General features: G+C 69.5%; 26 protein-coding genes, 2 tRNA genes and 1 other RNA gene. 11 read left to right on the top strand and 18 right to left on the bottom strand.

The genetic code is table 11. From position 1 onward, the window contains the following. Positions 1-486 precede the first annotated feature (486 nt). Positions 487-854: a transfer-messenger RNA gene (gene ssrA / locus ACIOD2_RS21540) on the bottom strand. Positions 855-1,014: 160 nt separating this feature from the next. Here ssrA and ACIOD2_RS21535 point away from each other — a divergent pair. The 5 genes from ACIOD2_RS21535 (at position 1,015) to ACIOD2_RS21515 (ending at position 5,297) form a co-directional block, all read left to right on the top strand. Then, positions 1,015-1,689 (top strand): sensor domain-containing protein, encoded by a 675-nt coding sequence (locus tag ACIOD2_RS21535; protein ID WP_400540544.1) that lies wholly within the window; start codon positions 1,015-1,017, stop codon positions 1,687-1,689. After that, positions 1,686-2,822 carry a sensor histidine kinase gene (locus ACIOD2_RS21530; RefSeq protein ID WP_400540541.1) on the top strand — a complete coding sequence of 379 codons (1,137 nt, stop codon included), beginning with the start codon at positions 1,686-1,688 and terminating at the stop codon, positions 2,820-2,822. The genes ACIOD2_RS21535 and ACIOD2_RS21530 overlap by 4 nt, the downstream gene beginning before the upstream one ends. A gap of 39 nt (positions 2,823-2,861) precedes the next feature. After that, positions 2,862-3,503: a response regulator gene (locus ACIOD2_RS21525; protein WP_400540538.1), complete on the top strand. Its 642-nt coding sequence runs from the start codon at positions 2,862-2,864 to the stop codon at positions 3,501-3,503. A gap of 115 nt (positions 3,504-3,618) precedes the next feature. Next, positions 3,619-3,852, top strand: coding sequence for a hypothetical protein (locus tag ACIOD2_RS21520; RefSeq protein ID WP_400540535.1), 234 nt, complete (start codon positions 3,619-3,621; stop codon positions 3,850-3,852). A 110-nt stretch (positions 3,853-3,962) separates the two neighbouring features. Then, the gene (locus ACIOD2_RS21515) at positions 3,963-5,297 is read left to right on the top strand and encodes an acyltransferase (RefSeq protein WP_400540532.1); all 1,335 of its coding nucleotides are present in this window, start codon (positions 3,963-3,965) and stop codon (positions 5,295-5,297) included. Here the strand turns inward: ACIOD2_RS21515 and ACIOD2_RS21510 are convergent. The 8 genes from ACIOD2_RS21510 to ACIOD2_RS21475 all read right to left on the bottom strand — a co-directional run bounded on the left by ACIOD2_RS21510 (position 5,287) and on the right by ACIOD2_RS21475 (position 11,229). Continuing rightward, complete coding sequence (locus tag ACIOD2_RS21510; RefSeq protein ID WP_400540529.1) at positions 5,287-6,183, bottom strand: amidohydrolase family protein; 897 nt, start codon at positions 6,181-6,183, stop codon at positions 5,287-5,289. The genes ACIOD2_RS21515 and ACIOD2_RS21510 overlap by 11 nt on opposite strands. Continuing rightward, positions 6,180-6,662 carry an SsrA-binding protein SmpB gene (gene smpB / locus ACIOD2_RS21505; RefSeq protein WP_323332014.1) on the bottom strand — a complete coding sequence of 161 codons (483 nt, stop codon included), beginning with the start codon at positions 6,660-6,662 and terminating at the stop codon, positions 6,180-6,182. Before smpB ends, ACIOD2_RS21510 begins: the two co-directional genes overlap by 4 nt. A gap of 47 nt (positions 6,663-6,709) precedes the next feature. Continuing rightward, positions 6,710-7,603, bottom strand: coding sequence for a permease-like cell division protein FtsX (gene ftsX, locus ACIOD2_RS21500; RefSeq protein WP_400540525.1), 894 nt, complete (start codon positions 7,601-7,603; stop codon positions 6,710-6,712). A gap of 45 nt (positions 7,604-7,648) precedes the next feature. Further along, on the bottom strand, positions 7,649-8,338 hold the full coding sequence (gene ftsE, locus ACIOD2_RS21495; RefSeq protein WP_323332012.1) for a cell division ATP-binding protein FtsE: 690 nt from the start codon (positions 8,336-8,338) through the stop codon (positions 7,649-7,651). Positions 8,339-8,449: 111 nt separating this feature from the next. Next, positions 8,450-9,553 (bottom strand): peptide chain release factor 2, encoded by a 1,104-nt coding sequence (prfB, locus tag ACIOD2_RS21490; RefSeq protein ID WP_400540522.1) that lies wholly within the window; start codon positions 9,551-9,553, stop codon positions 8,450-8,452. Positions 9,554-9,616: 63 nt separating this feature from the next. Next, positions 9,617-10,117, bottom strand: coding sequence for a PadR family transcriptional regulator (locus tag ACIOD2_RS21485; RefSeq protein WP_247061271.1), 501 nt, complete (start codon positions 10,115-10,117; stop codon positions 9,617-9,619). A 378-nt stretch (positions 10,118-10,495) separates the two neighbouring features. After that, positions 10,496-10,572: transfer RNA gene (locus ACIOD2_RS21480), tRNA-Met, on the bottom strand. A 78-nt stretch (positions 10,573-10,650) separates the two neighbouring features. Then, positions 10,651-11,229, bottom strand: a complete 579-nt coding sequence (locus ACIOD2_RS21475; RefSeq protein WP_400540518.1) for a TetR/AcrR family transcriptional regulator C-terminal domain-containing protein — start codon at positions 11,227-11,229, stop codon at positions 10,651-10,653. 92 nt (positions 11,230-11,321) lie between these two features. On the opposite strand from ACIOD2_RS21475, the gene ACIOD2_RS21470 reads away from it, so the two are divergent. Next, positions 11,322-12,743 carry an FAD-dependent monooxygenase gene (locus ACIOD2_RS21470; protein ID WP_400540515.1) on the top strand — a complete coding sequence of 474 codons (1,422 nt, stop codon included), beginning with the start codon at positions 11,322-11,324 and terminating at the stop codon, positions 12,741-12,743. A 133-nt stretch (positions 12,744-12,876) separates the two neighbouring features. On the opposite strand, the gene ACIOD2_RS21465 is transcribed toward ACIOD2_RS21470, so the two are convergent. Both ACIOD2_RS21465 and ACIOD2_RS21460 read right to left on the bottom strand, forming a co-directional pair. Then, positions 12,877-12,950: transfer RNA gene (locus ACIOD2_RS21465), tRNA-Met, on the bottom strand. A 67-nt stretch (positions 12,951-13,017) separates the two neighbouring features. Next, positions 13,018-16,008 (bottom strand): UPF0182 family protein, encoded by a 2,991-nt coding sequence (locus tag ACIOD2_RS21460; protein ID WP_400540512.1) that lies wholly within the window; start codon positions 16,006-16,008, stop codon positions 13,018-13,020. Positions 16,009-16,152: 144 nt separating this feature from the next. Between ACIOD2_RS21460 and ACIOD2_RS21455 the strand changes: the two genes are divergently transcribed. Further along, positions 16,153-16,704: a PPA1309 family protein gene (locus tag ACIOD2_RS21455; protein WP_400540509.1), complete on the top strand. Its 552-nt coding sequence runs from the start codon at positions 16,153-16,155 to the stop codon at positions 16,702-16,704. Positions 16,705-16,707: 3 nt separating this feature from the next. On the opposite strand, the gene ACIOD2_RS21450 is transcribed toward ACIOD2_RS21455, so the two are convergent. Continuing rightward, positions 16,708-17,733 (bottom strand): PDZ domain-containing protein, encoded by a 1,026-nt coding sequence (locus ACIOD2_RS21450; protein WP_400543153.1) that lies wholly within the window; start codon positions 17,731-17,733, stop codon positions 16,708-16,710. A gap of 191 nt (positions 17,734-17,924) precedes the next feature. Between ACIOD2_RS21450 and ACIOD2_RS21445 the strand changes: the two genes are divergently transcribed. After that, positions 17,925-19,292, top strand: a complete 1,368-nt coding sequence (locus ACIOD2_RS21445) for a zinc-dependent metalloprotease (RefSeq protein ID WP_400540506.1) — start codon at positions 17,925-17,927, stop codon at positions 19,290-19,292. 661 nt (positions 19,293-19,953) lie between these two features. Here ACIOD2_RS21445 and ACIOD2_RS21440 read toward each other — a convergent pair. Then, positions 19,954-20,463: a M48 family metallopeptidase gene (locus ACIOD2_RS21440; protein ID WP_323332003.1), complete on the bottom strand. Its 510-nt coding sequence runs from the start codon at positions 20,461-20,463 to the stop codon at positions 19,954-19,956. Positions 20,464-20,693: 230 nt separating this feature from the next. Here ACIOD2_RS21440 and ACIOD2_RS21435 point away from each other — a divergent pair, with 230 nt between their 5' ends. The 3 genes from ACIOD2_RS21435 to ACIOD2_RS21425 all read left to right on the top strand — a co-directional run bounded on the left by ACIOD2_RS21435 (position 20,694) and on the right by ACIOD2_RS21425 (position 24,191). Then, positions 20,694-21,740 carry a hypothetical protein gene (locus tag ACIOD2_RS21435; RefSeq protein WP_400540503.1) on the top strand — a complete coding sequence of 349 codons (1,047 nt, stop codon included), beginning with the start codon at positions 20,694-20,696 and terminating at the stop codon, positions 21,738-21,740. 60 nt (positions 21,741-21,800) lie between these two features. After that, positions 21,801-23,141: an ABC1 kinase family protein gene (locus ACIOD2_RS21430; protein WP_400540500.1), complete on the top strand. Its 1,341-nt coding sequence runs from the start codon at positions 21,801-21,803 to the stop codon at positions 23,139-23,141. Positions 23,142-23,303: 162 nt separating this feature from the next. Further along, positions 23,304-24,191 carry a hypothetical protein gene (locus ACIOD2_RS21425; RefSeq protein WP_400543150.1) on the top strand — a complete coding sequence of 296 codons (888 nt, stop codon included), beginning with the start codon at positions 23,304-23,306 and terminating at the stop codon, positions 24,189-24,191. 486 nt (positions 24,192-24,677) lie between these two features. Here the strand turns inward: ACIOD2_RS21425 and ACIOD2_RS21420 are convergent, their stop codons facing one another. The 5 genes from ACIOD2_RS21420 to ACIOD2_RS21400 form a co-directional block, all read right to left on the bottom strand. Continuing rightward, on the bottom strand, positions 24,678-24,863 hold the full coding sequence (locus ACIOD2_RS21420; protein WP_400540497.1) for a hypothetical protein: 186 nt from the start codon (positions 24,861-24,863) through the stop codon (positions 24,678-24,680). Further along, complete coding sequence (locus tag ACIOD2_RS21415) at positions 24,860-25,723, bottom strand: class I SAM-dependent methyltransferase (protein ID WP_400540494.1); 864 nt, start codon at positions 25,721-25,723, stop codon at positions 24,860-24,862. The genes ACIOD2_RS21420 and ACIOD2_RS21415 overlap by 4 nt, the downstream gene beginning before the upstream one ends. Before the next feature lie 81 nt (positions 25,724-25,804). Further along, positions 25,805-26,056 carry a hypothetical protein gene (locus tag ACIOD2_RS21410; RefSeq protein WP_400540491.1) on the bottom strand — a complete coding sequence of 84 codons (252 nt, stop codon included), beginning with the start codon at positions 26,054-26,056 and terminating at the stop codon, positions 25,805-25,807. After that, complete coding sequence (locus tag ACIOD2_RS21405) at positions 26,053-26,406, bottom strand: WhiB family transcriptional regulator (protein ID WP_400540488.1); 354 nt, start codon at positions 26,404-26,406, stop codon at positions 26,053-26,055. Before ACIOD2_RS21405 ends, ACIOD2_RS21410 begins: the two co-directional genes overlap by 4 nt. A 151-nt stretch (positions 26,407-26,557) precedes the next feature. Next, the gene (locus ACIOD2_RS21400; protein ID WP_400540485.1) at positions 26,558-26,818 is read right to left on the bottom strand and encodes a hypothetical protein; all 261 of its coding nucleotides are present in this window, start codon (positions 26,816-26,818) and stop codon (positions 26,558-26,560) included. Between the last annotated feature and the right edge of the window lie 105 nt (positions 26,819-26,923).

The following is a 26,923-nucleotide window of genomic DNA, read 5'->3' as shown; positions in this document are numbered from 1 at the left end:
CAAGCAAGCTGGAATCCAGGCAGAGCGGAGCCCGGGGCATGAGGGACGGAGCGGAAGACCAGGACAGAGCCCAAGTCAGAGCGGCGAAGGACCGAAGTGCGGGAGCAAGGGGCGAAGCCCGAGCCGACGCAGGGAACGAAGCCCAAGGACAAGGGCGAAGCCCGAGGAGACAAGGAGCAAACCCCGGCAGGGAGGGGCGAAGCCCGAGCAGGGGGCAAGGGGCGAAGCCCCAGGTCAGAGAGGCGAAGCCAGGGGCGACGGGGCGAAGCCCCAGAGCCCAGGCCCGAGGAGCGAAGCGAGGGGCAAGGGGCGAAGCCCCAAGCACGAAGGGCGAAGCCCAGGGCGAAAGGGCGAAGCCCATGAGCCCCCAGCGGGGGGTCCAGGGGGGCGGAGCCCGCCCTGGCGGGGGTCTGGGGGTTCGACCCCCAGAAGCGATGAACGAAACGAAGAGAAGGCCCAAGCCCCGAAGGGGCGAGGGCCTTCTCGAAGTGGAGGTGCCGGGAATTGAACCCGGGTCCTCTGGCGTATCGACAGGACTTCTCCGTGCGCAGTCCGCTTCGTCTCTACTCGGCCCCTTCAATCACGCGAACAAGCTGAAGTGACGGGCCCAGCCACTGTTTGCTTCACGGCAGGTCCCCGTGGCCGGGACTGCCGCTGAGCCTCCTAGCTGATGCCGGTACCCGGGTCGGAGGCACACCCGGGCCGACAGAGACGCACTCGCTCAGGCGGCGAGGGCGTACTCGCGCTGATTGGAATCGGCGCTTATTCGATTGCGATGACGCTTACGGTGGTCTCTCGCCTGCACCGGCACGCTTCTCCTGACTCAACGTCCAAAGTCGAAACCGTTCACCCCCTTGGTGGGACACAACCTGTACATCATAACGCGTGGCGCCACTCGGTTACTCCCAGCCGGGGTAGGGCCAGCCCTACCGGCGGGATGCCCGCGCGCACCATGTCGCCGGGCGGCTCCCGGAACGATGCTTGGTGGCATCGTGGGATGAAGGGAGCCAGGTCATGGCTAGCGAGAGGCGGGATCCGCCGTTCGGCGGTTCGGTGGTGTTCCTGCTGATGAACCTGCCGTTGGGGGTGGCGGCGTTCACATTGCTGACGTCGTTCACGGCGGCCGGGCTGGGGACGGCCGTGGTGTGGGTGGGTGTCGGCGTGCTGGCGTTGCTGGTGCTGGCGGTGCGGGGTGCCGCGCGGATGGAGCGGGCGCGGGTCTACGCGCTGCTGGACCGGTACATCGATCTGCCGTACCTGCCGCTGCCCGCCGGCAAGCAGTCGCTGCGGTGGAAGGCGCGGTTGAAGGACACGTCGACGTGGCGGGACCTGCTGTACTTCTTCGTGTTGTTCCCGCTGGGGCTGATCGAGTTCACGCTGGTGACGGCGTTCTGGTCGACGAGCCTGGCGCTGGCGGGGCTGCCGATCTACTTCCGGTGGCTGCCGGGCGGGGCGTACTACTTCCCGTCGGACGATCTGCGCTGGCTGACCGTGGACTCCACGGTCGAAGCGCTACCGTGGGCGGCGCTGGGGGTGTTGTTCATCGCGTTGTCGGTGGCGCTGACGAGGGCGCTGGCGGGGACGCACGCCCGGCTCGCGAACGCGTTGCTGGGTCCGACGGTGGCTCAGCGCCGTCGGATGGAGCGCTGGTGGGAAGACGCGGAAGAGAAGAATCTGGTGGCGGGATGAGCCCCGAGCAACAGCAGCTGGAGCACCCGCGGCCGCACCCGGCCCGCACGATCGGGTACATGATCCTGAGCTTCTTCTTCCGGATCCTGCAGTTCGTGCTGATCGTGACCGGGATTTCGGTGGGTGTCGGCACGGCGGTGGTGTGGGTCGGGTTCCCGATCCTGCTGGCGACGACGAGTTTCGTCCGCTGGTCGGCGGATCGGGAGCGGAGCTGGGCCGGGACGATGCTGCGGGTGCCGCTGCCGCCGGTGGAGCGCCGGCCGTACGAAGAGGGCCAGCCGCTGCTGCGGCGGTGGATGGTGCGGCTGAGCGATCCGACGACGTGGCGGGACCTGGCTTACCTGATGGTGGCGTTCCCGCTGGCGTGCGCGGAGGTCGGGATCGCGCTGGCGTCGATCGTGCTGCTGCCGATGGCGGTGTGGGTGACGCCGTGGCTGGGCTGGCTGCACGGGGAGCTGGCGATCGCGTTGCTGGGCCCGAACCGCACGAAGCGGCTGGAGCAGAAGGCCGAGCGGCTGCAGGCGTCGCGGGCGCGGGGTGTCGACGCGGCCGAGGCGGAGCGTCGCCGCATCGAGCGTGACCTGCACGACGGCGCGCAGCAGCGGCTGGTGGCGGTCGCGATGAGCCTGGGGCGGGCGAAGTCGAAGTTCGACCACGATCCCGAGGGTGTGCGGGAGCTGATCGACGAGGCGCACGCGGACGCGAAGCTCGCGGTCTCGGAGCTGCGGGACCTGGCGCGCGGGATCTACCCGGCGGTGCTGGGCGACCGTGGCCTGGACGCGGCGTTGTCGGCGCAGGCGGCGAAGTCGCCGATCCCGGTGGACGTCACGGTGGACGTGAACCCGCGGCCGCCGGCGGCGGTGGAGACGACGGCGTACTTCATCGTCGGCGAGACCCTGACGAACATCGCGAAGCACTCCGGCGCGACCGAAGCGGGCGTGAAGGTGTGGCGGACCGACAACCACGTCGTCGTCGAGATCACCGACAACGGCCACGGCGGCGCCGAGGTGCGTCCCGGCGGCGGGCTGGCCGGGCTGGCCGACCGCGCCGCGACGATCGACGGCGTGATCACCGTCGTCAGCCCCGTCGGCGGCCCGACCGTAATCCGGGCTGACCTCCCGTGTGAATGGTGAATAGGCTGGGCCCCGATCATCGGAGAACCTGGGGGCCGGATGCGGGTAGTCATCGCCGAGGACGCCGTGCTGCTGCGGGCCGGGGTGACCCGCCTGCTCGCCGACGAGGGCATCGAGACGGTCGCGGCCGTCGACAACGGGGACGACCTGCTCGGTGCGGTCCTGGAACACCGTCCTGACCTGGCGATCGTCGACGTGCGGATGCCGCCGACGTTCACCGACGAAGGGCTGCGCGCGGCTCTCGCGGCCCGCAAGGAGGTCCCGGGCCTGCCGGTGCTGGTGCTTTCGCAGTACGTCGAGGAGTCGTACGCGGTCGAGCTGCTCTCAGGCGGTGCCGGCGGCGTGGGCTACTTGCTGAAGGAGCGCGTGGCGGACGTCGCGGACTTCCTGGACGCGGTCCGCCGGGTGGCCAACGGCGGCACGGCGATCGACCCGGACGTCATCGCCCAGCTGATGGCCCGCGGCCGCCGCAACCCGCTGGACGCCCTGACCGCCCGCGAATCCGAGGTCCTCGGCCTGATGGCGCAGGGCCTGTCGAACACGGCGATCGCGAACTCCCTGGTGGTCTCCCACGGCGCGGTGGAGAAGCACATCGGCAACATCTTCTCGAAACTCGGCCTGGAAGCGAGCGCGGAGGAGCACCGTCGCGTCCGTGCTGTCCTCACCTATCTCGGCCGCTGAGCGGACGTTCGGTGACCAAAAGTCCCGTAAGGTGGACGCTGGGTCACCCGTTCTGACGGCGGCGCCCTCGAGTCCGCTCACCTACCATGAGCGGACCTGCAGGAGAGGAGCGCGGATGTCCGACGAAACCCGCTGCGTCCGCTTCTTCGGCGGACCGCTCGACGGCCGGGTCCAGGAGCTCGGGGACGCCGAGCCGGTGCCCGGCAGCGTCATCCGGCACATCCACCTGCACGCCGGCCCGAAGATCGAGACGCGCTACGAGCTCGGCCTCACCGAGGACGGCTGGGAGTACCGGGTCGCCGCGCCCTCCCGCAGTGAGGCCGAACCCGATGGCATCCGGGAGTCCTGAGGCCGTCCGGGGGTAGGGAGAACCCCCGCAGGGCGCGGGGGTGAACAGGACCCCGAAGAGGGCGGTCAGCACCGCTGTTCCAGCAGGTCGAAGCGGCCAAGCTCTACTGCATGCAGACAAGCCAGGGGGTCGCACGAGGCGGCCGGGACAGGTTTCTCGACGTCGTACGGGCGGGGGCCATCCTCGCCGTCATCACCCAGCACTGGGTCATGCCGGTGCTCTCCTACTCCGACGGCAAGCTGGCCACCGGCAACGCGCTGGCGACGCCGGGCTGGTGGGTCGTCACCTGGCTGTCGCAGGTGATGCCGCTGGTCTTCTTCGCCGGGGGCGCCGCCAACCTCATCTCGCTGCGCCGCGCCGAGTCGCCGCGCAAGTGGCTCGCCGCGCGGATCCGGCGCCTGATGGTGCCGGTGCTGCCGCTGATGGCGGTCTGGCTGGTCGTGCCGGACTTCCTGCGCGGCCTGGGGGTTCCGCCGCAGCCGTTGCAGGTCGGCAGCGCGATCGCCGCGCAGCTGCTGTGGTTCCTCGCGGTGTACGTGCTGGTCGTGCTGCTCACGCCGGTGATGGTCGCCGCGCACCGCCGCTGGGGCCTCAAGGTTCCGCTGGTGATGGCCGTGGCGGGCGTGCTCGTCGACGTCGCGCGCTTCAACGACCTCGGCTACATCGGTTACGCCAACGCGATCTTCGTCTGGGTCGCGGTGCACCAGCTCGGCTTCCACTACGTCGAAGGCCGGCTCGGCTCGCTGACCCGCCGCGGCGCGCTGACGCTGTCGGCCGCCGGCTTCGGCATCACCGCGCTGATGGTCGCGTTCGGCCCCTACCCGGCCAGCATGATCGGCATGCCGGGGGCGCCGGTGTCGAACATGAGCCCGCCGACCGTGCTGCTCGCGTTCCTCGCCGTCGGCCAGATCGGCTTGCTGCTCGCTTTCCGCCCGCAGCTCAACGCCCTGGCCGAGCGGCCGGGCATCGGGAACGCGCTCAGCTGGCTCGGCGCGCGGTTCATGAGCGTCTACCTGTGGCACATGCCGGCGCTGATCGTGGTGGCGGGCGTGACGGTCTACGGCCTCGGTTACGAAACCCCGGCGCCGGGCACGGTGCTCTGGCTGGTCATGGCGCCCGCGTGGTTCGCCGTGTGCGGCATGGTCCTGCTGGGCCTGCTGCGGCTGTTCGCCCACTTCGAGACGCAGCGTGACGCGTTCGCCGTCACCGCGAAGCTGCCGCAGCTGATCGTGGCCGGGCTCATGGTGTCGGGTGGCCTGCTCGGCCTCGCCGCCCACGGTTTCGCACCGCTGTCGGACGGGATCGCGCACGGCCCGGTGCCGTGGGTGGTGCTCGCGACGGCCGGATTCCTGTTGGCGGGCAAGCACATCCCGGTGACCGACCTCGGCACCCGGCTGCTGGGCCGCGCGGTCGCCGTCTCGGAACGGGCCACCGTCAGGCGCTGAGCAACCGCAGCGGGGTGTCGTGCAGGACGGCCCGCAGGAACGGCTCCCCCAGGCGATCGTCGGCTGCCCAGCCGGCGATCGCCTGCAGCTGTGTCGCGTAGGAGTACGGGATGTTCGGGAAGTCGGTGCCCAGCACGACGCGGTCGGCGACGTCGGCCAGCCGCGACGTCCAGTCCGGCGGCAGCGGCGACATCGCCTCGGCGAACGGCACCCCGACCATCGTCGTGTCGAGGTGCACCCGCGGGTACTTGGCGAGCAGGTCGAAGGCGGCGCCGAACTCCGGCATCGCCGAGTGCGCCAGCACCGCCGTCAGGCTCGGGTGCCGCGCCAGGACCTCTTCGAAGACCTGCAACCCGGTGAAGTCGCCCCGCAACGGACCGTGTCCACAGTGGACGACCACGGGCACGCCCGCGTCGGCCAGCGCGCCCCACACCGGCGTCAGCTGCTGGTCACGCGGGTCGTACGCGCCGACCTGCACGTGCGCCTTGAAGACGCGAGCGCCGGCCCGCAGCGCACTGTCCACAGCGGACCCCGCGCCCGGCTCCGGGTAGAACGTCCCGGTCGGCACGGCGTCCGGGACCCGCGACGCGAACTCCAGCGCCCATTCGGTCAGCCACTGCGCCATTCCCGGCTTGTGCGGGTAGACGAGCGGTGCGAACCGCGTCACGCCGAGGGTCTTCAGCGTGGCGATCCGGTCCTGCTCGTCGGTGCGGTAGTGCACCGGCCACTCGGTGCCGTAGTGCGTCGTGGCCCGGTCGAAGTACGCCCAGACCTTGTCCATCACCGGTTTCGGCAGGAAGTGGACGTGCAGGTCGACCAGGCCCGGCAGGCCGAGCGAAGACGTCCAGCGCGCGACGTCGGCGTCGTCGGAAGGCCCGGCCGTCACTCCGTGAACCGGCCCTTCAGCGCGCGCCCCATCGCCTTGCTGATGTCCCGCTCGGCGTCCCGCTTGGCCAGCGTCTGCCGCTTGTCGTAGGCCTTCTTGCCCTTCGCCAGCGCGATTTCGACCTTGACCTTGCCGTCCTTGAAGTACATCGACAGCGGCACCAGCGAGAGCCCGCTCTCCTTGGTCTTGCCGATGAGCTTCTCGATCTCCCGCCGGTGCAGCAGCAGCTTCCGGGTGCGCCGCGGGGTGTGGTTGGTCCACGTACCCTGCGTGTACTCCGGGATGTGCACGTTGCGCAGCCAGACCTCGCCGTCGTCGACGGTCGCGAACGCGTCCGCCAGGGACGCCTTGCCCTCGCGCAGGCTCTTCACCTCGGTACCCACGAGCACGAGACCGCACTCGTAGGTGTCGAGAATGGAGTAATCGTGCCGCGCCTTGCGGTTCGACACGATCACCTTCTGGCCACGTTCCTTGGGCATACGACCACTCTACGTGATTCTCTGGGCCGCGAGCAGCCGGTTAAACGCTAGTGCCGGACGTACAGCCGCAGCGTGACGTAACCGGTGAGAGCGGAGATGACCACGGACACCCCGAGCAGGATCGGCGCGACCGGGAACAGCAGTTCCAGCATGGTGATCTTCGGGAACACGTCACCGGTGAACACCGAGTCGAGGAAGCTCGCCTTGGTGAGCACCAGCATGACGATCCCGAGGACCGCGCCGACCACGCCGGCGACCACCGCCTCCAGGAGGAACGGCAGCTGGGTGTACCAGCGCGTCGCGCCGACCAGCCGCATGATGCCGACCTCGGTGCGCCGGGTGAACGCGGACACCTGGATCGTGTTCGCGATCAGCAGCAGCGCGGCGATGGCCATGATGAGCGCGGCGCCGAAGGCCATGTTGCGGACACCGTTGAAGGCGTTGAACACCCGGTCGAGGAACTTCTTCTGGTCGTCGACCTTCCGCACGCCCGGCTTGGTGCTGTAGGCCTGCACGATCGACTCGCTGCGGTCCGGGTCCTTCAGCTTCACGTGCAGCGAAGCGGGCAGGGACTCGGGCCCGGTGAGGGCCACCAGTTCGGGCTGGCTCTCGAAGATCTTCTTGAACCGGTCGAAGGCCTGGTCGCGGTTCTCGAACACGACCGACTCGACGCCGTCGTTGCCCTGCAGGTCCGAGCGCAGCGACTGGCACAGCGACTGGGTGCAGTTCTTGTCGTTCGCGCTGATGTCGTCGGTGAGGTAGACCGAAACCTCGACGTCGGCGAGGAAGTTGGACTTCATCTTGTCGATCGTCCGCACGGCCAGCAGGCCGCCGCCGAGCATGGCGAGCGACACGGCCGTGGTCAGCATCATCGCGATGGTCATCGTGATGTTCCGGCGCAGGCCGGTGATTACCTCACTGAAGACGAAACTGGCGCGCATGTCGGGTGCAGGTCCTTGGGGTCGGGGGCGTGCGGGGGTGGGCGGTCAGCGGCCGATGCCGTAGACGCCGCGGGCGTCGTCGCGGACCACCCGGCCGAGCTGCAGCTCGACGACGCGGCGCCGCATGGAGTCCACGATGCCGTGGTCGTGGGTCGCCATCAGGACGGTCGTGCCGGTGCGGTTGATCCGCTCCAGCAGCAGCATGATGTCCTGGCTGGTGTCGGGGTCCAGGTTCCCGGTCGGCTCGTCGGCGAGCAGCACCAGCGGCCGGTTCACGAACGCGCGCGCGATCGCGACGCGCTGCTGCTCACCACCGGAGAGCTCGTTGGGCAGCCGGTCCGCCTTGCCGTCGAGGCCGACGAGCTCGAGCACCTCGGGGACGACCTTCTTGATGGTCGGGCCGGGCTTGCCGATGACCTCGAGGGCGAACGCGACGTTCTCGGCCACGGTCTTGTTGGCCAGCAGGCGGAAGTCCTGGAAGACGCAGCCGATGGTCTGCCGCAGGCGGGGGACCCGGCGGCGGGCCAGCTTGGCGACGTCGAAGTTGGACACCATCACGCGGCCCTTGCTCGGCGTCTCTTCGCGCAGCAGCAGCCGGAGGAAGGTCGACTTCCCCGATCCCGAGGGACCGATGAGGAAGACGAACTCACCCTTTTCGATGTCGACGGACACCCGCTCGAGCGCGGGCCGCGTCGAGGTCTTGTAGACCTTGGAAACCTCTTCGAGCCGGATCACGATTCGGCATACTACCCACCGGTCTCGTGAAGCCCCGGTTGCCTGTGCCACCCGGGTGGAGCAAGGGGCGTTTGCGCACGGTGAGCGGTCGCGCGAACACCCCTTGCGCCGTTAAACGGCCGCCGACTGCTTCCGCCAGCGGATGCCGGCGTCGAGGAAGCCGTCGATCTCGCCGTCGAGGACCGCCGACGGGTTGCCGACCTCGAAGTCGGTCCGCAGGTCCTTGACCATCTGGTACGGGTGCAGCACGTAGGAGCGCATCTGGTTGCCCCAGCTGGAGCCGCCGTCCTTGAGCGCGTCCATCTCGGCGCGCTCTTCTTCCTTCTTGCGCAGCATCAGCCGGGCCTGGAGGACCTTCAGCGCGGCGGCCTTGTTCTGCAGCTGCGACTTCTCGTTCTGGCAGGAGACGACGATGCCGGTCGGCAGGTGCGTGATGCGCACCGCGGAGTCGGTCGTGTTGACGCTCTGCCCACCCGGGCCGGACGACCGGTAGACGTCGACGCGGATGTCCTTCTCCGCGATGTCGACGTGGTCGACCTCTTCGACCTCGGGCAGCACCTCGACGTGCGCGAAGGAGGTCTGGCGGCGGCCCTGGTTGTCGAACGGCGAGATCCGGACGAGCCGGTGGGTGCCCTGCTCGACCGAGAGGGTGCCGTAGACGTAGGGGGCGGTCACCGTGAACGTCGCCGACTTGATACCCGCCTCTTCGGCGTAGGAGATGTCGTAGACGTTGGTCGGGTAGCCGTGGCGCTCGGCCCAGCGCATGTACATGCGGAGCAGCATCTCGGCGAAGTCCGCGGCGTCGACGCCGCCGGCCTCGGAGCGGATGGTGACGACGGCGTTGCGGTCGTCGTACTCGCCGGAGAGCAGGGTGCGGACCTCGAGGCCGTCGATGGCCTTGCCCAGTTCGGCCAGCTCACTCTCGGCCTCGCCCATGCTGCCGGCGTCACCCTCGTCCCCGGCGAGCTCGTACAGCACGCCCAGGTCGTCGAGCCGCTGGCGCAGTTCACCGACCCGCCGCAGCTCGCTCTGCCGGTGGGACAGCTGACTCGTCACCTTCTGCGCGGCTTCCGGGTCGTCCCAGAGGTTGGGGCTCGAAGCCTGCTGCTCCAGGTCGGCCACCTGCGCGCGCAACGAGTCGAGGTCCATCACCGACTCGATCTGCGTCAGCTTGCCGGTCAGGTCCTTCAATGCCGCGTCGAACTCATCACTCACGTTTGTCGAGGTTACGGCAAAACCCACGACCGGTCGCGAGCACCGGTCGTGGGCGGGCGAACCTCAGGCAGACGGGATGGCGTCGAGCAGCTTCAGGGCGGCCTTGGCCTGAGCCTGGGCGAACTCGGCGACGGCCTTTTCGTAGGGCCCTTCGGCCGACTTCGTGGCCGTCTTCGCGTCGTCGAGCTGCTGGCCGTAGCTGGTGCGGGCCGACTCGAGGAGCGACCCGCGCTGCTTCGCGGTCAACGACCCGGCGTGCACGAGCCGCAGGATCAGCGGGCTGCGCAGGTGGTCGGGACCGGCCTCGGACGTCAGCCAGGTCTTGAAGGCCTTCTTCCCGGCGGCGGTGATCAGGTACTGCTGGCTGGAGCGCGGGCCCTGCTTGCCGAGCCGGACGAGGCCTTCCTTGGACAGCGCCGGGAGCTCCCGGTACACCTGACTGCGGGTGACGCTGAAGAAGGCACCGAAGCGCTCACCGGCGCCCGCGACGAGCTGCCCGCCGGTGGCGGGACCGTCGTGGAGCAGACCGAGCAGGGCGGCGGCTGTTGCATTCAATTCGGACACGCCCTCTACATTCCCACTTATCGGCGCCTGTGTCCACAGTGGTCAGCGGATCTGTCCATTGTGGCTAGTGAGATCCCCTCGTTCGGCCCAATCCGCTCTGGTCCACAGTGGACCTCGGACACGCAGCGCTACCACCGTGGCGCCACATTGGTCCGACCAGCCGCATCCGGACGGTCCTCACACCACCAGGCAGGTGAGTTCTCGCAGCGGCCGTCCCCGGCTGGCCCACTGTGGACACGCACCGCAACCATCGGCAAACGGAGTTCATCTGACGGAATCCGTCGTGATTCGACAGTTTCGCGGAAGAGTCGGCAGCGAAAGTCGTCCGGACATGACAAAAGAGGCGCGTTCCCGGTTTCCCGAGAACGCGCCTCCTGGTGGTAGCGGGGACAGGATTTGAACCTGCGACCTCTGGGTTATGAGCCCAGCGAGCTACCGAGCTGCTCCACCCCGCGCCGTTGTGGTACTTGAGAAAGATTACACGGTGCGTTCAAGGCGTTTACAGGGGGGTGCCAAAAGCCGCTGACCTGGGGTTACGCCTGCCCGAGCCACTGACGGGCGCCACCGAGGACGATCGCCAGGCCGTCCTCGAACCGGTCGCCGACGTTCCGGAGCACGTCGCCACCCGGCGCCCCGCGGTACCGCTCGTCCAGCTGCCCCGGCATCGGGTAGACGGCCTGCTCTTCGATGGTGAACCCGACGACGAAGCTGTAGACGGTGAACAGCACCTGCCCGGCCCGGCGCTCGTCCAGCCCGGCGTCGATGCTCCGGCGGAACGGGTGCTCCCCGACCAGGCTCAGGTCGCCGAGGTAGGTCCCGGCGAAGACCTTGCCGCCGTCGCGGTAGGCCAGCATCATCCGGCGCAGGGCCCGGGCGCGGTACGCGACGGCGTCCCACTCCTCCAGCGGCTCCGGCGGCTCCCGGTCCGCGTCGGCGTACATCTGCGTCGCCATCTCGTCGAGCAGTTCCTGCTTGTTCTTCATGTGCCAGTAGAGCGCCGGCGCCTTGACCCCGAGGTCGGCGGCGATGAGCCGCAGCGTGAGCCCGTTCAGGCCGACCTCGTTGAGCAGCTTCAGCCCGGCGCGGGCGATGTCCTGCCTGGTCAGGGCCATGGTGAAGGCCTCCTCAGCTTCCGCGCTTGACAGCTTAACGATGTTAAGGGCATCCTCGGGACACGTCAATTTAACGTTGTTAAGGGGATCCCATGAACGAGCTGACCACCGGGGTGGTGATCGCCGGAGCAGGCCCGACAGGCCTGATGCTGGCGAACGAGCTGGCACTGGCAGGCGTGGACGTAGTGGTCCTGGAGCGCCTCCCCGAGCGCACAGGCCTGTCAAAGGCCCTCAACCTCCAACCAAGAACAGCGGAGGTCCTGGACCTGCGAGGCCTGCTGGGAAGGGCAGAGGAGCGATCATTCGCCACGGTCCCCGAAGGCCACTTCGCGATGATCCCGGTGAGCTACGCGAGCTGGAACACCCGCCACCCCTACCAACTGGCCATCCCCCAAGCCCAGGTGGAAGCAGCCCTGGAAGAGCGCCTGGCCGAGCAGGGCGTAAAGGTCCTCAGAGGCCAAGAGCTGACGAGCTTCACGCAAGACGCCGAGGCCGTAACAGTCACCACACCGGACACCCGAATCCGAGCGTCCTACCTGGCCGGCTGCGACGGCGGCAGAAGCACAGTCCGCAAAGCACTAGGGATGCCCTTCGAAGGAATCGACGGCCGAGGCCACGGCGTAGTAGCAGACGTCCTCTTCGAGACACCCCCACAGGGAACCCAGAGCGAGTGGCGCTCAATGCGCAACATCGTCACCACAGACGGCATAGGCAAGTACACAGGCCTGATCCCCCTGTCCGAACCCAACCTGTACCGCCTGGCCTACGGAGACCGCCTGAACCGCCCAGCAAACCTCCGAGCAGAGGTAACGGACGAAGAAGTAGAAACAGCGATCACCAAGGCCTACGGCACAGAAACCAAGATCAAGGAGATCCGCTGGGCCTCCCGCTTCGGCGACGACTCAAGACTGGCAGCAAGCTACAAGGAAGGCCGAGTCCTCCTGGCAGGCGACGCAGCCCACACCCACTTCCCAGCAGGAGGCCAAGGCCTCAACCTAGGCGTCCAGGACGCAATGAACCTAGGCTGGAAACTAGCAGCAGAACTAAAAGGAAGAGCCCCAAAGAACCTACTGGACACGTACGAACAAGAACGCCGCCCAGTAGCAGAAGCAGTACTACAAAACGTAGCAGCCCAATCAGCCCTGATCCCCACAACCCCAGAACTACTAGCACTAAGAACAATCTTCAGAGCACTAACAGAACTCCCAGAAGGCCAGCACTACTTGTCAGGCCTGGTATCAGGCCTAAGCATCACCTACCCAAGCAAGGAAGACACCCACCCGGCAACAGGAACCCGCCTACCAGACTTCAAGACAAAAGAAGTCCACGCAAGCAAGTGGTTCCACAAAGGAACGTTCGTCCTACTGACAACAGAACCAGCAGAAAAACCCCACCCACAGGTAGAAGTCGCCCAAGTAGACAAACTCCCCTGGCACAACGTCACACGAGCCCTGATCCGCCCAGACGGCTACGTGGCAAACACAACAGGAGAAACAAAGAGCTGGCTAACCTGACAACCCGTCCACCCGAAGGGGGGTCCAGGGGCGGCGAAGCCCCCCTGGCGGGGGTCTGGGGGTTCGACCCCCAGGGCAAAATGCGAAGGAGGCCCGGTCGACGTTCTCCGTCGACACAGGCCTCCTGCATCTGTAGCGGGGACAGGATTTGAACCTGCGACCTCTGGGTTATGAGCCCAGCGAGCTACCGAGCTGCTCCACCCCGCGTCGTGTTCCCTACTTTACGCCCGGGTTTCGGGTGGGCGCAAAGCAGGGGTCGCTTAGGTAACGGAGGTCACCCGCCGGGCTGGCTGGTGGTTGTCGTCGTGGGTGTTGTGGCCGGTTGTGCCTTGGCTGCCTGGTACGCCTTCGCCGCTGCGTCGAGGGCGGCGAGGGCCGCGCCCTGGTCGGCGAAGTTGCCGGATTTCTGGGCGGCCTGGAGCTTGGTGATGGCCGATTCGATGTCGGCGGCCGCCTTGTCGAGGGCCGCGTTGCCGCCGCCGGTGTTGGGCGGTGTCGTGGTCGGCGTCGTCGTCGGGGTGGTCGTCGGCTGGCCGGCCTGGGGCGGTGTGGTGGTGGCCGCTCCGGTGCCGGCGCCGAAGACCTGGTCGAGGGCTTCCTGGAGGGTGGCGCCGTAGCCGACCTTGGGTCCGTAGGAGACGAGGACGCGGGCCAGCTGTGGATAGCTGTTCTGGTTGCGCTGCCGGATGTAGACGGGTTCGACGTAGAGGAACCCTTCGGCGACCGGCAGCGTGATCAGGTTGCCGTAGATGGGGATGACGTTGGGGTTGTTGAACAGCGTGCGGTCCTGTGCGACGCGTGGATCGCTCTGGAACCGGTTCTGGACCTGGACCGGGCCGTCGACCTGGGTGGCGCCGGTGGCCGCGCTGGGTAGCTGGAGGACGCGGATCCTGCCGTAGTCCTGTGGATCGGAGGACACCGTCATCCAGGACGCGAGGTACTGGCGTTGGAGACCGGTGAGCGAGCTGGTCAGCTGGAACGTCGGTTTCGTCTGGCCTGGAGTGTCGGCCAGGACGTAGTAACCGGGCTGGTTGGCGGCGCCCGCCGCGGCGGGGTTGGCGCCGCCTTCGGCCGTCGGGTCCTGCGGGACGCTCCAGAAGGCCTGCTGGGAGTAGAACTCCTGCGGGTTGCTCACGTGGTAGCGGGACAGGAGCTCACGCTGGATCTTGAAGAGGTCTTCGGGGTAGCGGAAGTGGGACCGCAGGTCCGGGGAGATCTCGGAGCTGGGTTTCACGAGTCCGGGGAAGACCTTCTCCCAGGCGTTGAGGACCGGTTCGTTGTCGTCAATCGAATACAGGTTCACGGTGCCGTTGAAGGCGTCGACCGTGGCCTTGACCGAGTTCCGGATGTAGTTGATGGAGCTGTTGCCCTGGCGGGCGACGCCGTTGAGGGAGTCGTTGGTGGCCGCGCCGAGCTGCGTCTGCTGCGAGTACGGGAAGTTGTTGATGGTGGTGTAGCCGTCGATGATCCACTGGATCTTGCCGTCGACGACCGCCGGGTACGGGTCGCCGTCGAGGGTCAGCCACGGCGCGACCTTGCTGACGCGGTCACGCGGGTCGCGGTTGTACATGATCTTGGAGTTGTCGCCGATGGCGTCGGAGAACAGGATGTTGCGTTCCCCGTATTCGGCGGCGAAGGCGAGGCGGTTGAACCAGTTGTCGATCGGGACGCCGCCGGTGCCCTTGTAGGTGTAGCGGTCGGTGGCGGTGTCGTACTCGCCGGGCGCGTTGCCCGACGTGCCGCCGACGATGGCGTAGTCGGAGTCCGCGGCGGACAGCTCGCCGTAGTAGATGCGGGGTTCCTTGACCTCGATGCCGGGGGCGGTCCCGTTGGCGCCGGCACCGGTCGGGTTCTGCGTGTCGCTGGTGGTGGCGATCGGGTAGCCGCCGTCGGAGTTGGCGTCCTTGACCGCGCGGTCGATCGTGTTGGCCGGGGCGGCGACGAAGCCGTTGCCGTGGGTGTAGACGAGGTGCTTGTTGATCCAGCTGGTCTGGTTGCCGGTCAGGCCCTCGGTCTTGATCTCCTTGGCCGCGACGATGTAGTCCTGTGTGGTGCCGCCGACGGTGTAGCGGTCGATGTCCAGCTTGGCCGGGAAGCCGTAGAAGTTCTCACGGCCGACGCGCTGGGTGAACGTGTCGGAAAGGACGTTCGGGTCGAGCAGCCGGATGTTCGACATCGTCCCGGTGTCGGCCTTGACCTCGCTCGCGGTCGCGTCGGACTTGCCCGAGTACTGCTGGTACTGGACGTCCGTCAGGCCGAACGCCTTGCGGGTGGCGTCCATGTTGCGCTGGATGGACGTCGCTTCCTTCTCGTTCGCGTTCGGCTTGACCGAGAACTGGTCGAGGATGGCGGGCCAGGCGACACCGACCAGGATGCTCGACAGGATCAGCAGCACGAGGGCGATGGCCGGCAGCTGCAGGTTGCGCAGGAACGCGCCGGCGAAGAACGCGATCGCGCAGATCACCGAGATGCACAGCAGGATCAGCTTGGCCGGCAGCACCGCGTTCAGGTCCGTGTAGGTGGCCCCGATGAACAGTGGGGCGCCCCGGTCGGACAACAGCAGGTTGTACCGGTCCAAGAAGTACTCGGCGGCCTTCAGGAGCACGAAGAGGCCGACCGTGATGGCGAGCTGCGCGCGGGTCGGGCCGGCGAGCTGGCCGCCCTTGCCGGCGAGCCGGATGCCGCCGAAGACGTAGTGCGAGATCAGCGCGCCGAAGAAGGAGATGACGACGGTGATGAACAGCCAGCCGAGCAGCCAGTTCCAGAAGGGCAGGCTGAAGGCGTAGAAGCCGACGTCGTTGCCGAACTCGGGATCGGTCTGGCCGAAGGAGGTGCCGTTGAGGAACAGCTGCACGACCTGCCAGTCGCCCTGGGCGGACAGGCCGGCGATCAGGCCGGTCAGCACCGGGATGCCGATCCCGAAGAGCCGGATCCGGGCGACGATCGCCGAGCGGTAGCGGGCCAGCGGGTCGTCGGCGCCGGAGATCGGCACGAAGACCGGGCGGGTCCGGTAGGCGATCATCAGGCTGATCGCGAGCGCGCCGCCGACGAGCAACCCGACGGCGAAGAACAAGATGACGCGCGTGATCACCTGCGTGGTGAACACCGACCGAGCACCGACCTCGCCGAACCACAGCCAGTCGACGTACGTGTCCAGCAGGCGGGCCCCCAGCAACAGCGCGAGCACGATCACCGCGGCGATGATGAGGAGGATCCGGCTGCGCCGGGACAGCTTCGGCAGGCTCACCGGGGGCCGAGTCGCCACGACACGCTCCTGTCTTCGTCAATGCTTGCGGAGGCGCGAGCGCCCCCTGATTCCCTAACTCTACGGATGCCGGGTGAAGTTCCCGGGACCCGCCCAAACCGGACTCGCGACGGCGTCGCGCGGGGCGCCTGCGACCATGTGCGCATGAACGAACCGCACCCGGCCGTCCCCGGTGTCGCCGCCCTCGCCCGTGAGATCGAGGACTTCATGGCCGCGGCCGGCTGGGACCAGCCGCCGCAGCTGTTCGCTCTGGTGCCGACGGCGGCCCTGCTGGACGAGCAGCCGGAGCTGGCGGGGCAGCTGGACCGGGCCAACCCGCTGACGCCGGTGGCGCAGGAGGCGCTGCCCGACGGCGACCTGGCCGAGGCACTGGGCCGGATCGCCTGGCCCGATCTGGTGATCGGGTGCGCGCTGGCGCAGGAGATCATCGTGCTGCCGCCGGGCTCGGAGTCGGAGCTGCCGGACGTCGCCGAGGCGGACGCGGACAGCCTGCGGCGCGCCGCCGCCGACCACCCCCAGCGGACCGAAGCCCGGCTGGTGGCCGCGGTGCTGCGCGACGGCGAGCGCTCGTGCGTCATGCGCCTGCGCGGGATCGGCACGGCCGAAGACAGCGACGAGTCCGTGGACGAGATCGTGGAAAGTCCCGACCTGGCCCCGAACCTGGTCGAAGCGCTGAAGGCGACGCTGCTGCCCTGACGCTCAGCACGACGCGGTCGGCCGTCCCGCCTTGAGGTTGGCCAGCTGGGCGAGCGCGTCGTCCAGTGTGGACACCTTGATGAGGTTCAGCCCGGCCGGCGCGGTGGTCTTGGCCTCGGCGCAGTTGTGCTCGGGCACGAGGAAGTCGGTCGCGCCGGCTTCCCGGGCGCCGACGACCTTGAACGAGATCCCGCCGATCGGGTCGACCTCACCCGTCTCGGTGATCTCGCCGGTGCCGGCGATGTGCCGCCCGCCGGCCAGGTCGCCGGTCTGGAGCCGGTCGATGATCGCGAGGGTGAACATCAGCCCGGCCGACGGGCCGCCGACGTCCTGCAGCGAGATCGTCACGTTGAACGGCGCGTCGGCGCGGTCGACCGCGGTGAGGCCGATGAAGCCCTCCTTGCGGTCCGGGCGCGAGGCGAGGGTCAGCGGCACGGTCCGCTCCGGCTGGCCGTCGGACTGGAAGGTGATCTGGACGGTCTGGCCGGGCAGGGTGCCGGCCAGCGCGGCCCGGACGTCCCCGGCCTCGACGATCTTCTTGTTGTTGACCGTGATCAGCTTGTCGCCCGGGGCCAGCACGTGGTCGGCGGGGCTGCCGGAGACGATCTCCTTCGCCAGCACCTTCACCGGGTAGCCGAGCTTGCGCAGCGCGGCGACCTGGGCGTTGGTCTGCGAGTCCTGCAGCTGCTGGATGTTCTCCTGCTTGACCTGTTCGTTCGTCTCGCCCGGCTTGAAGTACTCCTCGCGCGGCGCCAGCGCGTACCGGCCGCTCGCCCAGAAGCCGAGACCCTGGAACAGGGTGACGCCGTCGTGCAGGGAGACGGTCGTCATCCGCAGCTCGCCGGTCGTCTGGAAGGTCTGGTGACCGGCGACCTGGATGACCGGGTTGCCGGCCGCGTCGCGACCGAGCGTGTCGTAGGTCGGGCCCGGGCTGATCGCCACGAACGGCACCGGCACGACCGAGCCGAGCACGACGAACACCAGGAACAGCGAGCCGCTGACCACGAGCGTCCAGCCCCGGCGGGTCATCCGCCGGGCCTCTCCGGCCTGCTCCGGCGGCGTTTGCGGCGGAGTCGTCGCGGGGGCGGTCTCGGTGCTCTCCTCGGAGGACTTGGTCACGCCCGACAGCGTACGGTGACCGTGTTCGCTTCTCGGTGAAGGCCACGCACATGGGTCCGGTTGACGCGCTTCGGGGCGCCCGACCCGCGTACGGTGGACCCATGAGCAAACCCCCGTTCGGCTTCGGACCTTCCGATCCCGACAAACGAGGTGAGAACGATCCCTCGGAGGGCGGGCAGCAGTCCGGCGCCGAGGCCTTCAACCAGCTCGGTCAGATGCTGAGCCAACTGGGCCAGATGCTCAGTCAGGCCGGCACTTCCAGCGGGCCGGTGAACTACGACCTCGCCAAGCAGATCGCCCTGCAGAACCTGGGCAGCGCCGGCAACACCGGTGAGAGCAAGCTCGGGTTCTCGGGCGGAGACGACTCGAACGCCGCCGTGCGCGACGCCGCCCACCTCGCGGAGATGTGGCTCGACCCCGCGACGTTCCTGCCCGCGGGCGCGACGTCGACGGTCGCCTGGTCACCGCGCACCTGGGTGGAGAAGACGCTGCCGACGTGGCAGCGGCTCTGCGACCCGGTCGCCCAGCAGATCTCGGGCGCCTGGATGCAGGCGCTGCCGGAGGAGGCCAAGCAGGCCGCCGGCCCCCTGATGCAGATGATGGGGCAGATGGGCGGGATGGCCTTCGGCTCCCAGCTCGGCAGCGCGCTGGCCCAGCTCGCGTCGGAGATGCTGACCTCCAGCGAGATCGGCCTGCCGCTGGCCCCGGCGGGGACGTCGGCGCTGCTCCCGGCGAACATCGAGAAGTTCGCCGAGGGCCTGGAGCTGCCGAACAGCGAGATCCTCGTGTTCCTGGCCGCCCGCGAGGCCGCCCACCAGCGGCTCTTCACGCACGTGCCGTGGCTGCGCCAGCGGCTGCTGGCGACGGTCGAGGAGTTCGCGCACGGGATCACCGTCGACACGTCGGCGCTGGAGTCCCTGGCCGGCCAGATCGACCCGGCGAACCCGGCGAGCATCGAAGAGGCCATGTCGTCCGGGCTCCTGGAGCCGCAGACGACGGAGGAGCAGAAGGGCGCGCTGAACCGCCTGGAGACCCTGCTGGCCCTGGTCGAGGGCTGGGTCGACGTGGTGGTCGCCGAGGCGGTCGGTGATCGCCTCCCGGGTGCGGACGCCCTGCGCGAGACCCTCCGCCGCCGCCGCGCGACCGGTGGTCCGGCCGAGCAGACGTTCGCCACCCTGGTGGGCCTGGAGCTGCGCCCCCGCCGCATGCGCGCGGCGTCGACGCTCTGGAACATGGTGGGCGAGCAGCACGGCATCGAGAAGCGCGACGCCCTGTGGTCCCACCCGGACCTGATGCCGACGGCCGAGGACCTGGACGAGCCCCTGGACTTCTCGGCGCGAGTCGGCGAGGCCGGTTCCCTCGACGACCTGGACCCGATCGCCGAGCTGGAGCGCACCGAGCGTTCGGAGCGCGAAGAGCGAGAAAAGTCGGACCCGCCGTCTACCGACGACGACAACCCCAAACCGTAAGCAGTTCTCCACCACCCGGGCGCCTCGCTTCGCGAGGCGCCCGGTCTGCATTCCACCCACCGCCGTGTCGACCCCCCAATCACAAGTGTCGACCCCCCAATCACGCGAGCCGCCCCTCCAGACACGCAAGCCGACCCCCTGGGCACGCGAACCCGACCCTCCAGACACGCCAACCGACCCTCCAGGCACGCAAGCCGACCCTCTGGGCGCGCAAGCCGACCCTCCAGGCACGCGAGCCGACCTTCTAGGCACGCGAACCGACCCTCTGGGCACGCGAACCGACCCTCCAGGCACGCGAGCTGACCCCTGGCTACATGAGTCGTCCCTGCAAGCACGCGTGTCGTCCGCCCAGGTACGCGAGTCGTCCCACCAAGTACGCGAACCGACCTCGCCGGGCACGTAAGCCGACCGTCCAAGTACGCGTGTCGTCCAACCGAGTACGCGTGTCGTCCAACCAGGTACGCGAGTCGTCCAACCAGGTACGTGAACGACCGCCTCGGCCCCGCGAACCCCAACCCTTCAGGCGCGCGAACCAACCGCCCTGGCCTCGCAGACCTCGTCACGCACCCGAGCCCGCCGACCAGCCATCACCACGCCCCAACGTAACCGGGGTGACCCGCACCAGCGGATCACCCCGGTTACGTCCGGAACCATCACCCGGTCAGTCCTCGGTGGAGATCCCCCACCCGGCTGCCGCCGACAGCCCTTCCAGGTACCCGATCGCTCGTTCCGCCTTCGGGTACCGCTGCACCAGTGCCCAGAACGCCGCGTCGTGCCCGGGCTCGCGCAGGTGCGCCAGCTCGTGCACCAGGACGTAGTCCAGCACCCAGGGTGGAACCTTCCTCAGGAAGTCGCTGACCCGGATGGTCGCGTCGACCGGGGTGCAGGACGCCCACCTCGTGCGCATCGGCGGCACCCAGCGGACGCTCGCCGGCACCGCGGTGCCGCCCAGGTACTTGCCCGACAGCTGCGCGCATCGCGCCAGCAGGGCTTCGTCCGACGCCTTGGGGGACGCCGGCCGACGTGGTTCCGAGCGCTGTAGCTTGCGCTCCATCTCGGCGACCCAGTGTTTCTCCTCCGCCCTCGTCATCCGCGCCGGGATGAGCACGACGAGCGTGTCGTCGTTCCAGTACGCGGTGACCGTCCGGTGCCGGCGCTGGCTGCGCCGCACTTCGACCTTGTGTTCAGGTGTGTCCGACGGGGGGTTCGTTTCCCCCCGGCCCCTCAGCGAGGGCATCCGTGCTTCGACCACTCGACAACGGTAAGGCCACCCACCGACAATCCCGAGCGCCTTAAGGTCACAGCCCCGAGTTGTCCACAACTACTCCCACCTGTGGACAACTCGGCCGTTCCGGGTCCTTTCGGGGCGTCCGGGTCGGTGCCGGGTGCGATCCTGCGGACATGCTCCTCTCGACCGCGGACATGCCACCGGTGCTGCTGCCCGCCTTTCCCGCCCTGCTCCCGGGCCTGACGGTGCTCGAACGCGGCCCGGACGAGATCCAGATCGGCCTCGACCCGCGCCACGGCGTGGCCATCGAAGGCCTGCCCGCGAGCCTCGTCACGCGGTTGCGCCTGCTCGACGGCAAGCACCCCGTCGAGCGGGTCTTGCTCGCCGAGAGCGAACACGGTGATCAGCTGCGCACGCTCCTGCTCCAGCTGACCGCCCTCGGCCTGGTCACCGAGGCCGGCCCGCCCGGCGCCGCCGGTCCCCGCGGCGAAACCGGCATGTGGTCGCTGCGGGCCCGCCACCACCAGACCGCGCTGACCGACCGGCGGCGCGCGACGGCGATCTCCGTGCACGGTGACGGCCGCCTGGCGGTCGCCGTCGCCGTGCTGCTGGCCAACGCCGGGATCGGGCACGTCGAGCCGCGGCTGCCCGGCGTGGTGACCGAGCACGACATCGGCACCGGCTTCACCGACGCGGATCTGGGCCGTCCCCGGGGCCAGGTCGTCGGCGAGCTGCTCCGCCGGGTCGACCCGCGGGTCCGCGTCACCCGGCTCCACGACCGGTACCCCGACCTGGTGCTGCTCACCGACGCGATCGTGCCCGCGCCGGAGGTCGTCGCCGAGCTGATGGAGGACGGCGTCCCGCACCTGGCGGTCCGGGTGCGCGACGGGACCGGCATCGTCGGGCCGCTGGTGGTGCCGGGCCGCAGTTCGTGCCTGCGCTGCGCTGACCTGCACCGGACCGACCTCGACCCGTGCTGGCCGCGCGTCGCCGGCCAGCTCGCCGGGCGGCACCAGCGGCCGGACCTCGGCGCGGTCCAGGCGTGCGCGTCGCTGGCCGTCGCGCAGGCCATGCGGCTGCTCTCGCCGAACGAGCTGGCGCCGCCGCCGTGGAACGCAACCCTCGAGATCGACGCCTTCGACGGCCGTATCCGCCACCGCGGCTGGCCGCCGCACCCGAGGTGCGGGTGTGGTCCGCCGCCCCTACCGCAGGAGACGTAGGCCACTAAGACGCCGCGAGCAGGCTGCGCGTGGCCGTGCGCGCAAGGCAGAATCGACGAGGTGACCGACTTCCGCGACGCCGCCGATCGTGACACCGCGATGCCGAGCAAGGGTGCGGCCCGCACCGCCAAGCTCGCCAGCCTCCCGCTCGGGATCGCCGGGCGGGCGGTGGGCGGCTGGGGCAAGCGGCTCGCGGGCCAGAGCGCGGAGCAGGTGAACGCCACGCTCTCGGCGAAGGCCGCCGAGCAGTTGTTCGAGGTGCTCGGCACGCTCAAGGGCGGGGCGATGAAGTTCGGCCAGGCGCTGAGCGTGTTCGAGGCCGCGGTGCCGGACGACATGGCGAAGCCCTACCGCGAAGCGCTGACGAAGCTGCAGGCCGCGGCGCCGCCGATGGCGGCCCGGCAGACCCACCGGGTCCTCGCCGAGCAGCTCGGCCGTGGCTGGGCCGGCCGGTTCACCTCGTTCGACGACCAGCCGGCGGCGGCCGCGAGCATCGGCCAGGTGCACCGCGCGGTCTGGCACGACGGCCGCGAGGTCGCGGTCAAGGTCCAGTACCCGGGGGCCGACGAGGCGCTGCGCAGCGACCTGCGGCAGCTGCAGCGGTTCAGCAGGCTGTTCCAGGCGTTCGTGCCCGGCACCGAGGTCAAGCCGCTGCTGGCCGAGCTCGCCGCGCGGATGAACGAAGAGCTCGACTACCAGTCCGAGGCACAGCACCAGCGGGCCTTCGCGAAGGCGTTCGAGGGCGACCCCGGCATCCTGGTGCCGCGCGTCGTGGCCAGCGCGCCGAAGGTCGTCGTGACGGAGTGGGTCAGCGGCACACCGCTGTCGAAGGTGATCGCCGACGGCGACCGCGAGACGCGGAACCTGGCCGGCCGGCTGCTGGCGGAGTTCCACTACTCCTCCCCCGAGCGCGTCCACCTGCTGCACTCGGACCCGCACCCGGGCAACTTCATGATCACCCCCGACGAGCGGCTGTGCGTCATCGACTTCGGCGGCGTGGCGCGCCTGCCCGAGGGCATCCCCCGCCACCTGGGCGAGATGACCCGGCTGGCCCTCGACGGCGAGTCCGCCGACCTGATGCGCCTGCTGCGGGAGAACCGGTTCATCCGGCCGGACAGCGACCTGTCCGCGGACGAGGTGCTCGCCTACCTGGCGCCGTTCACCGAGCCCCTGGCCGAGCCGATGTTCCACTTCACGCGCAAGTGGATGCAGCGGCAGGCCTGGCGGGTCGGCGACAGCCGCGGCAACGACTTCCGCGTGGGACGCTCGCTCAACCTGCCGCCCGAGTACCTGATGATCCACCGGGTCACGGCGGGCTCGACCGGAATCCTCTGCCAGCTCGACGCCGAGATTCCGGCGCGAGCCATCGTGGAGCGCTGGCAGCCCGGTTTCGCCGCCTGAGTTGTCCACAGGCCGGGCCGCCAGCGGTGGATTCCGGGCGAGTTGTCCACAGCTGCGGGAAACGGGGTTCCACCCGGTTGGCGCAGCGGTCATGCTCGGTTCATGACCGCTACTCATCGCACCGATCCACTCGCCCTCGGTAATCCCGACACGTGCGAGGTGATGAACCTCGAACAGCTACGCAGGGCCGGGGTGTCCGATCGAAGAACCCGGCGGCTCTGCGGCCCCGGCGGGCCGTGGCGCCGCTTGCACCCCGGTGTCGTCCTGCTGCGCAACACCACCCCGACCCGGCAGAACCTGTTGCACGCCGCGATCGTGCGGTACGGGTCGAAGGTGGTGATCACCGGCGCCGACGCCCTGCGGGCCCACGGCGTGAAGTGCCCGGCGGTGGGCGAGATCGAGCTGCTGGTGCCCGACTTCTGCCGCGTCACGGCCAGGTCGGGGATCCGCGCGACCCGGACGTCCCGGATGCCGGACCCGGTGCTGGTGGACGGCCTGCCGTTCGCCCCGCCGGCCCGCGCGGCGCTCGACCTGGCGAGGGCGGAGTCCGACCCGGCACGGATCCGGCAGCTGCTGACACTGCCGCTCTACTGGGGCCTGTGCGACCGGCAGCAGCTGCTGGCCGAGCTCGAGGCGGGTCCCCAGCGCGGTTCGTCGGCGGTTCGGAAGGTGCTGCGCCGCCTCGACGAGGGCCCGATCCGGGCCCACGGCCTGGCGACGCGGGTCCTCGACGCGGCGCTGCTCCCGCCGCCGGCCTGGGACGTCACGATCTGCGACCGCCGCGGTCGCCGCATCGGCGAGGCCGACGCGTGGTGGGACGAGATCGGCCTGGCCTGGCAGTACCGCTGCGGCCCAGGCACCGGAGGTGGCTTCTCACACCTGGCTCTGGCGGCGACGGGCATCGTCCTGGTCCGCTGCACGGTCCACCAGCTGCGCAAGGTCCCCCGCGACGTGGCCAAGGAGCTGGTCCAGGCCTACGGCGACGCGGCCCGGACACCTCGCCCCCGGGTTCGGACCCTGCCCCTGCCCTCGATCGGAGGCGCGGCATGACCGGTGTCAGTAGGCGGCGAGCCGCGCCCCGCCGGAATCACCCCTCGACTCCGACACCGGACATCGACCCCGCCCTCGATCGGCGCGGCACGACCGGTGCCGGCAGGCGGCGAGCCCGCGGCTCCGAGTCCGGACGCTGCCACCGGCCTCGATCGGGGGCACGCCGTGACCGGTGTCAACGAGCGGCGCCGGATCCCGCTCGTCCCGAGTCCGCACGCAGCCCTGCCCTCGATCGGAGGCGCGCCATGACCAGTGTCAGCGAACGGCGCCGAGATCCCCCTTCGCCCCCGAGTCCGCACGCTGCCCTGCCCTCGATCGGGCGCGCCATGACCGGTGTCAGCAAGCGGCACCGGGATCCCCTTCGCCCTGAGTTCGGACGCTGCTCTGCCCTCGATCGGCGGCGCGGCATGACCCGCGTCGGCAGGCGGCGAGCCGCAGCTCCGAGTCCGGGAGTTCGACACGGCTACCCGACACCAGGCAGCGACCTCACCAGTACTCGTCCGGCAGCTTGCCCTCGATGTCTCGCACGTGCTGCCGCGCGCAGTCCGGGCACAGCCACCGCACGGTGCCGCGCTCGCGGGTGGACACCCAGGCGAGCGCCGTAGCCGGGTCCTCGTCCGGGCTGCGGGTGCGCCCGCAGCGTGTGCACCCGACGGGTTCGGGCGCGCTCACCGCGACCGTCCACTGTGGATCGCCTTGGCGCCGAACAGGTACAGGTCGGCACGGTGGCCGAGGAAGGCGGGACCGTCCGGATCGACGAGCGCGGCAACCGTCGCGCGGTCGTCGGAGTCGAGCCGGTCCCCCACCGACTCGGCGAGCCAGCCGACGCGGTGCACCACGTACTCGCGCAGCAGGTCCGAGCCGGGCATCGGGTGGTCGATGAGCGCGCCGAACGACTCGACGTCCTCCAGCCCGGCCTCGCGAAGCGCGCGCGGCCAGCCGTAGGGCAGGGCGACGCTGCCGGCGATCCCGGCACGCATCCCGGCGAACCACTCGGCCCGCGCGGCGAGCAGCCGTTGCTCGAGACCGGGCCGTCCGATCCCGAGATCCCAAGGGAGGCAACGCATTTCGAGCCCGCCTTCGGAAATGGCGAGCACCGCACCGGGCCGCAGCAACCCGGCCAAGGTCCGCAGCGCGGCCTGCTGATCACCGACGTGGTGCACCACGCCGGACGCCCACACCAGGTCGGCGGCGGGCAGCCGGTCGGCCAGACGCGGGTCGGCGAGGTCACCGTGCACGCCGACGACCTCGACGCGCTCGCCGGCGACCGCGCCCACGGCCCGCTGCGCTTCGGCGAGCAACGCGGGCGTGGCGTCGAGCAGCACGATGGTGCCGCCGTCGAGTTCACGCGCGAAGTGCACGCTCATCCCACCGGCCCCGCACCCGACGTCGACCACGGTCGGCCGCCCGGCCGACCCGGAAAGGAGCCGCCGCGCGACGGGCGCGAGCGCTTCGGCGTCGAGAGCATCGGCCATGCGCAGCTGGGCGAGCCGATCCGCCCAGTCGATGTCGTCGTGGGTGTGTACGGACATCACCCCATTCAACACCGCCACCCGACCAGCGGAAACCCAGCACGAAAGCCCCTGCCACCCGAAGGCGGCAGGGGCCTGCGCTCAGCTCTGGTCCTGGTACCGCTCCGCTCGCTGAGCCGCCCATCGGGCTACTCGGCTCCACCGGCGGACGGCACGGGCGCTACCTCGGGCCCGCTGGGCGCGGACCCCTTCCTCCAGATCCCGTATTCGGGCCCTGGACAGTTCTTCGTAAAGCAACATCTCGCTGATCTCCTCGATCTCGGTCTTCGTCAGCTGCAGTTGCACGCGCGTGCGTGCTTCGTGATCCCTCGTGGTGACCGGTTCGACGCTCATGCGGCGGCGCTCCGGTGGTCGCCGCTCTTGGCGGCGACGGGCTCGACGGTGGCGTTCTTGCGGGGACGGCCACGGGGCCGCTTGCGCGCGATCACGACACCGCGCTCGAAGATCTCGCCACCCCAGACGCCCCACGGCTCACGCCGGGCCAGTGCGCCGGCCAGGCAGGCCTCGCGAACCGGGCAGTCGGCGCAGGACGCCTTGGCGCGCTCGAGCTCGGCCGGGGACTCGGCGAACCAGAGGTCCGCGTCGCCCGAGCGGCAGGGCAGAGCCACGTCCGGGACGGTGACGGGGTCGAGCAGGTCGGCGAATATTGCCTCACCCGCGGTGTAGGCGATGGCCGAAGACATGTGAGTTCCTCCTTGTGTCGTACGGGTTTCGGTTTGAGACATGGGGCTGGGCAAAGCTGTTCCTCTTGGGTTGTGCAGCCAAAAACACGAAGGCCGCGGATCCGGGTTTTCCGGTTCCGCGGCCTTCGTGAGCCTCAGTGTCCTGACTGGGTCAGGAACTTCGCTCCCGTATCGACAACGGAACACGGAACTGCTTGATGGTCGGCAGATCAGCCTGCGGGTACGCGGCGATAACGCCCTCGTTCCCGAAGGCGACGACATCGCCGGTGGCCCACTGCCGCATGACGCGGCGCGTGCCACGGATCCCGTGCGCGCTCACGGGCACACCGGTGCCCGGGCGCGAAGCGGCCGCAACTTCCGCGGCGCAGGACAGACGGGTGCCCGGGTTCGTGAGCGTCAGATTGATGGTCATTTCACCGGCACCTCCTTCGTCTGTACTCTGCACACGTGGCCGCAGAGCGGCACTCACGTGGATCCCCAGCCCGAGCCGTTCCGGCTCGGTACTGGCAGGTTATTG

Source organism: Amycolatopsis sp. NPDC088138 (genome assembly GCF_044741685.1).
Taxonomy (GTDB): domain Bacteria; phylum Actinomycetota; class Actinomycetes; order Mycobacteriales; family Pseudonocardiaceae; genus Amycolatopsis.
The sequence above is the reverse complement of the archived record's forward strand: the minus strand, read 5'-3'. Positions and strand labels throughout refer to the sequence as shown.

What these genes read in the sequence shown, in the direction of transcription:
- ACIOD2_RS21530 (WP_400540541.1), top strand. Translation starts at nt 1,686, where the DNA reads ATGAGCCCCGAGCAACAGCAGCTGGAGCACCCGCGGCCGCACCCGGCC.
- ACIOD2_RS21475 (WP_400540518.1), bottom strand. Translation starts at nt 11,229, where the DNA reads ATGGCCCTGACCAGGCAGGACATCGCCCGCGCCGGGCTGAAGCTGCTC.
- ACIOD2_RS21445 (WP_400540506.1), top strand. Translation starts at nt 17,925, where the DNA reads ATGAGCAAACCCCCGTTCGGCTTCGGACCTTCCGATCCCGACAAACGA.
- ACIOD2_RS21515 (WP_400540532.1), top strand. Translation starts at nt 3,963, where the DNA reads ATGCAGACAAGCCAGGGGGTCGCACGAGGCGGCCGGGACAGGTTTCTC.
- ACIOD2_RS21415 (WP_400540494.1), bottom strand. Translation starts at nt 25,723, where the DNA reads ATGTCCGTACACACCCACGACGACATCGACTGGGCGGATCGGCTCGCC.
- ACIOD2_RS21535 (WP_400540544.1), top strand. Translation starts at nt 1,015, where the DNA reads ATGGCTAGCGAGAGGCGGGATCCGCCGTTCGGCGGTTCGGTGGTGTTC.
- ACIOD2_RS21400 (WP_400540485.1), bottom strand. Translation starts at nt 26,818, where the DNA reads ATGACCATCAATCTGACGCTCACGAACCCGGGCACCCGTCTGTCCTGC.
- ftsX (WP_400540525.1), bottom strand. Translation starts at nt 7,603, where the DNA reads ATGCGCGCCAGTTTCGTCTTCAGTGAGGTAATCACCGGCCTGCGCCGG.
- ACIOD2_RS21520 (WP_400540535.1), top strand. Translation starts at nt 3,619, where the DNA reads ATGTCCGACGAAACCCGCTGCGTCCGCTTCTTCGGCGGACCGCTCGAC.
- ACIOD2_RS21470 (WP_400540515.1), top strand. Translation starts at nt 11,322, where the DNA reads ATGAACGAGCTGACCACCGGGGTGGTGATCGCCGGAGCAGGCCCGACA.
- smpB (WP_323332014.1), bottom strand. Translation starts at nt 6,662, where the DNA reads ATGCCCAAGGAACGTGGCCAGAAGGTGATCGTGTCGAACCGCAAGGCG.
- ACIOD2_RS21450 (WP_400543153.1), bottom strand. Translation starts at nt 17,733, where the DNA reads ATGACCCGCCGGGGCTGGACGCTCGTGGTCAGCGGCTCGCTGTTCCTG.
- ACIOD2_RS21410 (WP_400540491.1), bottom strand. Translation starts at nt 26,056, where the DNA reads ATGAGCGTCGAACCGGTCACCACGAGGGATCACGAAGCACGCACGCGC.
- ACIOD2_RS21405 (WP_400540488.1), bottom strand. Translation starts at nt 26,406, where the DNA reads ATGTCTTCGGCCATCGCCTACACCGCGGGTGAGGCAATATTCGCCGAC.
- ACIOD2_RS21455 (WP_400540509.1), top strand. Translation starts at nt 16,153, where the DNA reads ATGAACGAACCGCACCCGGCCGTCCCCGGTGTCGCCGCCCTCGCCCGT.
- ACIOD2_RS21435 (WP_400540503.1), top strand. Translation starts at nt 20,694, where the DNA reads ATGCTCCTCTCGACCGCGGACATGCCACCGGTGCTGCTGCCCGCCTTT.
- ACIOD2_RS21525 (WP_400540538.1), top strand. Translation starts at nt 2,862, where the DNA reads ATGCGGGTAGTCATCGCCGAGGACGCCGTGCTGCTGCGGGCCGGGGTG.
- ACIOD2_RS21425 (WP_400543150.1), top strand. Translation starts at nt 23,304, where the DNA reads ATGAACCTCGAACAGCTACGCAGGGCCGGGGTGTCCGATCGAAGAACC.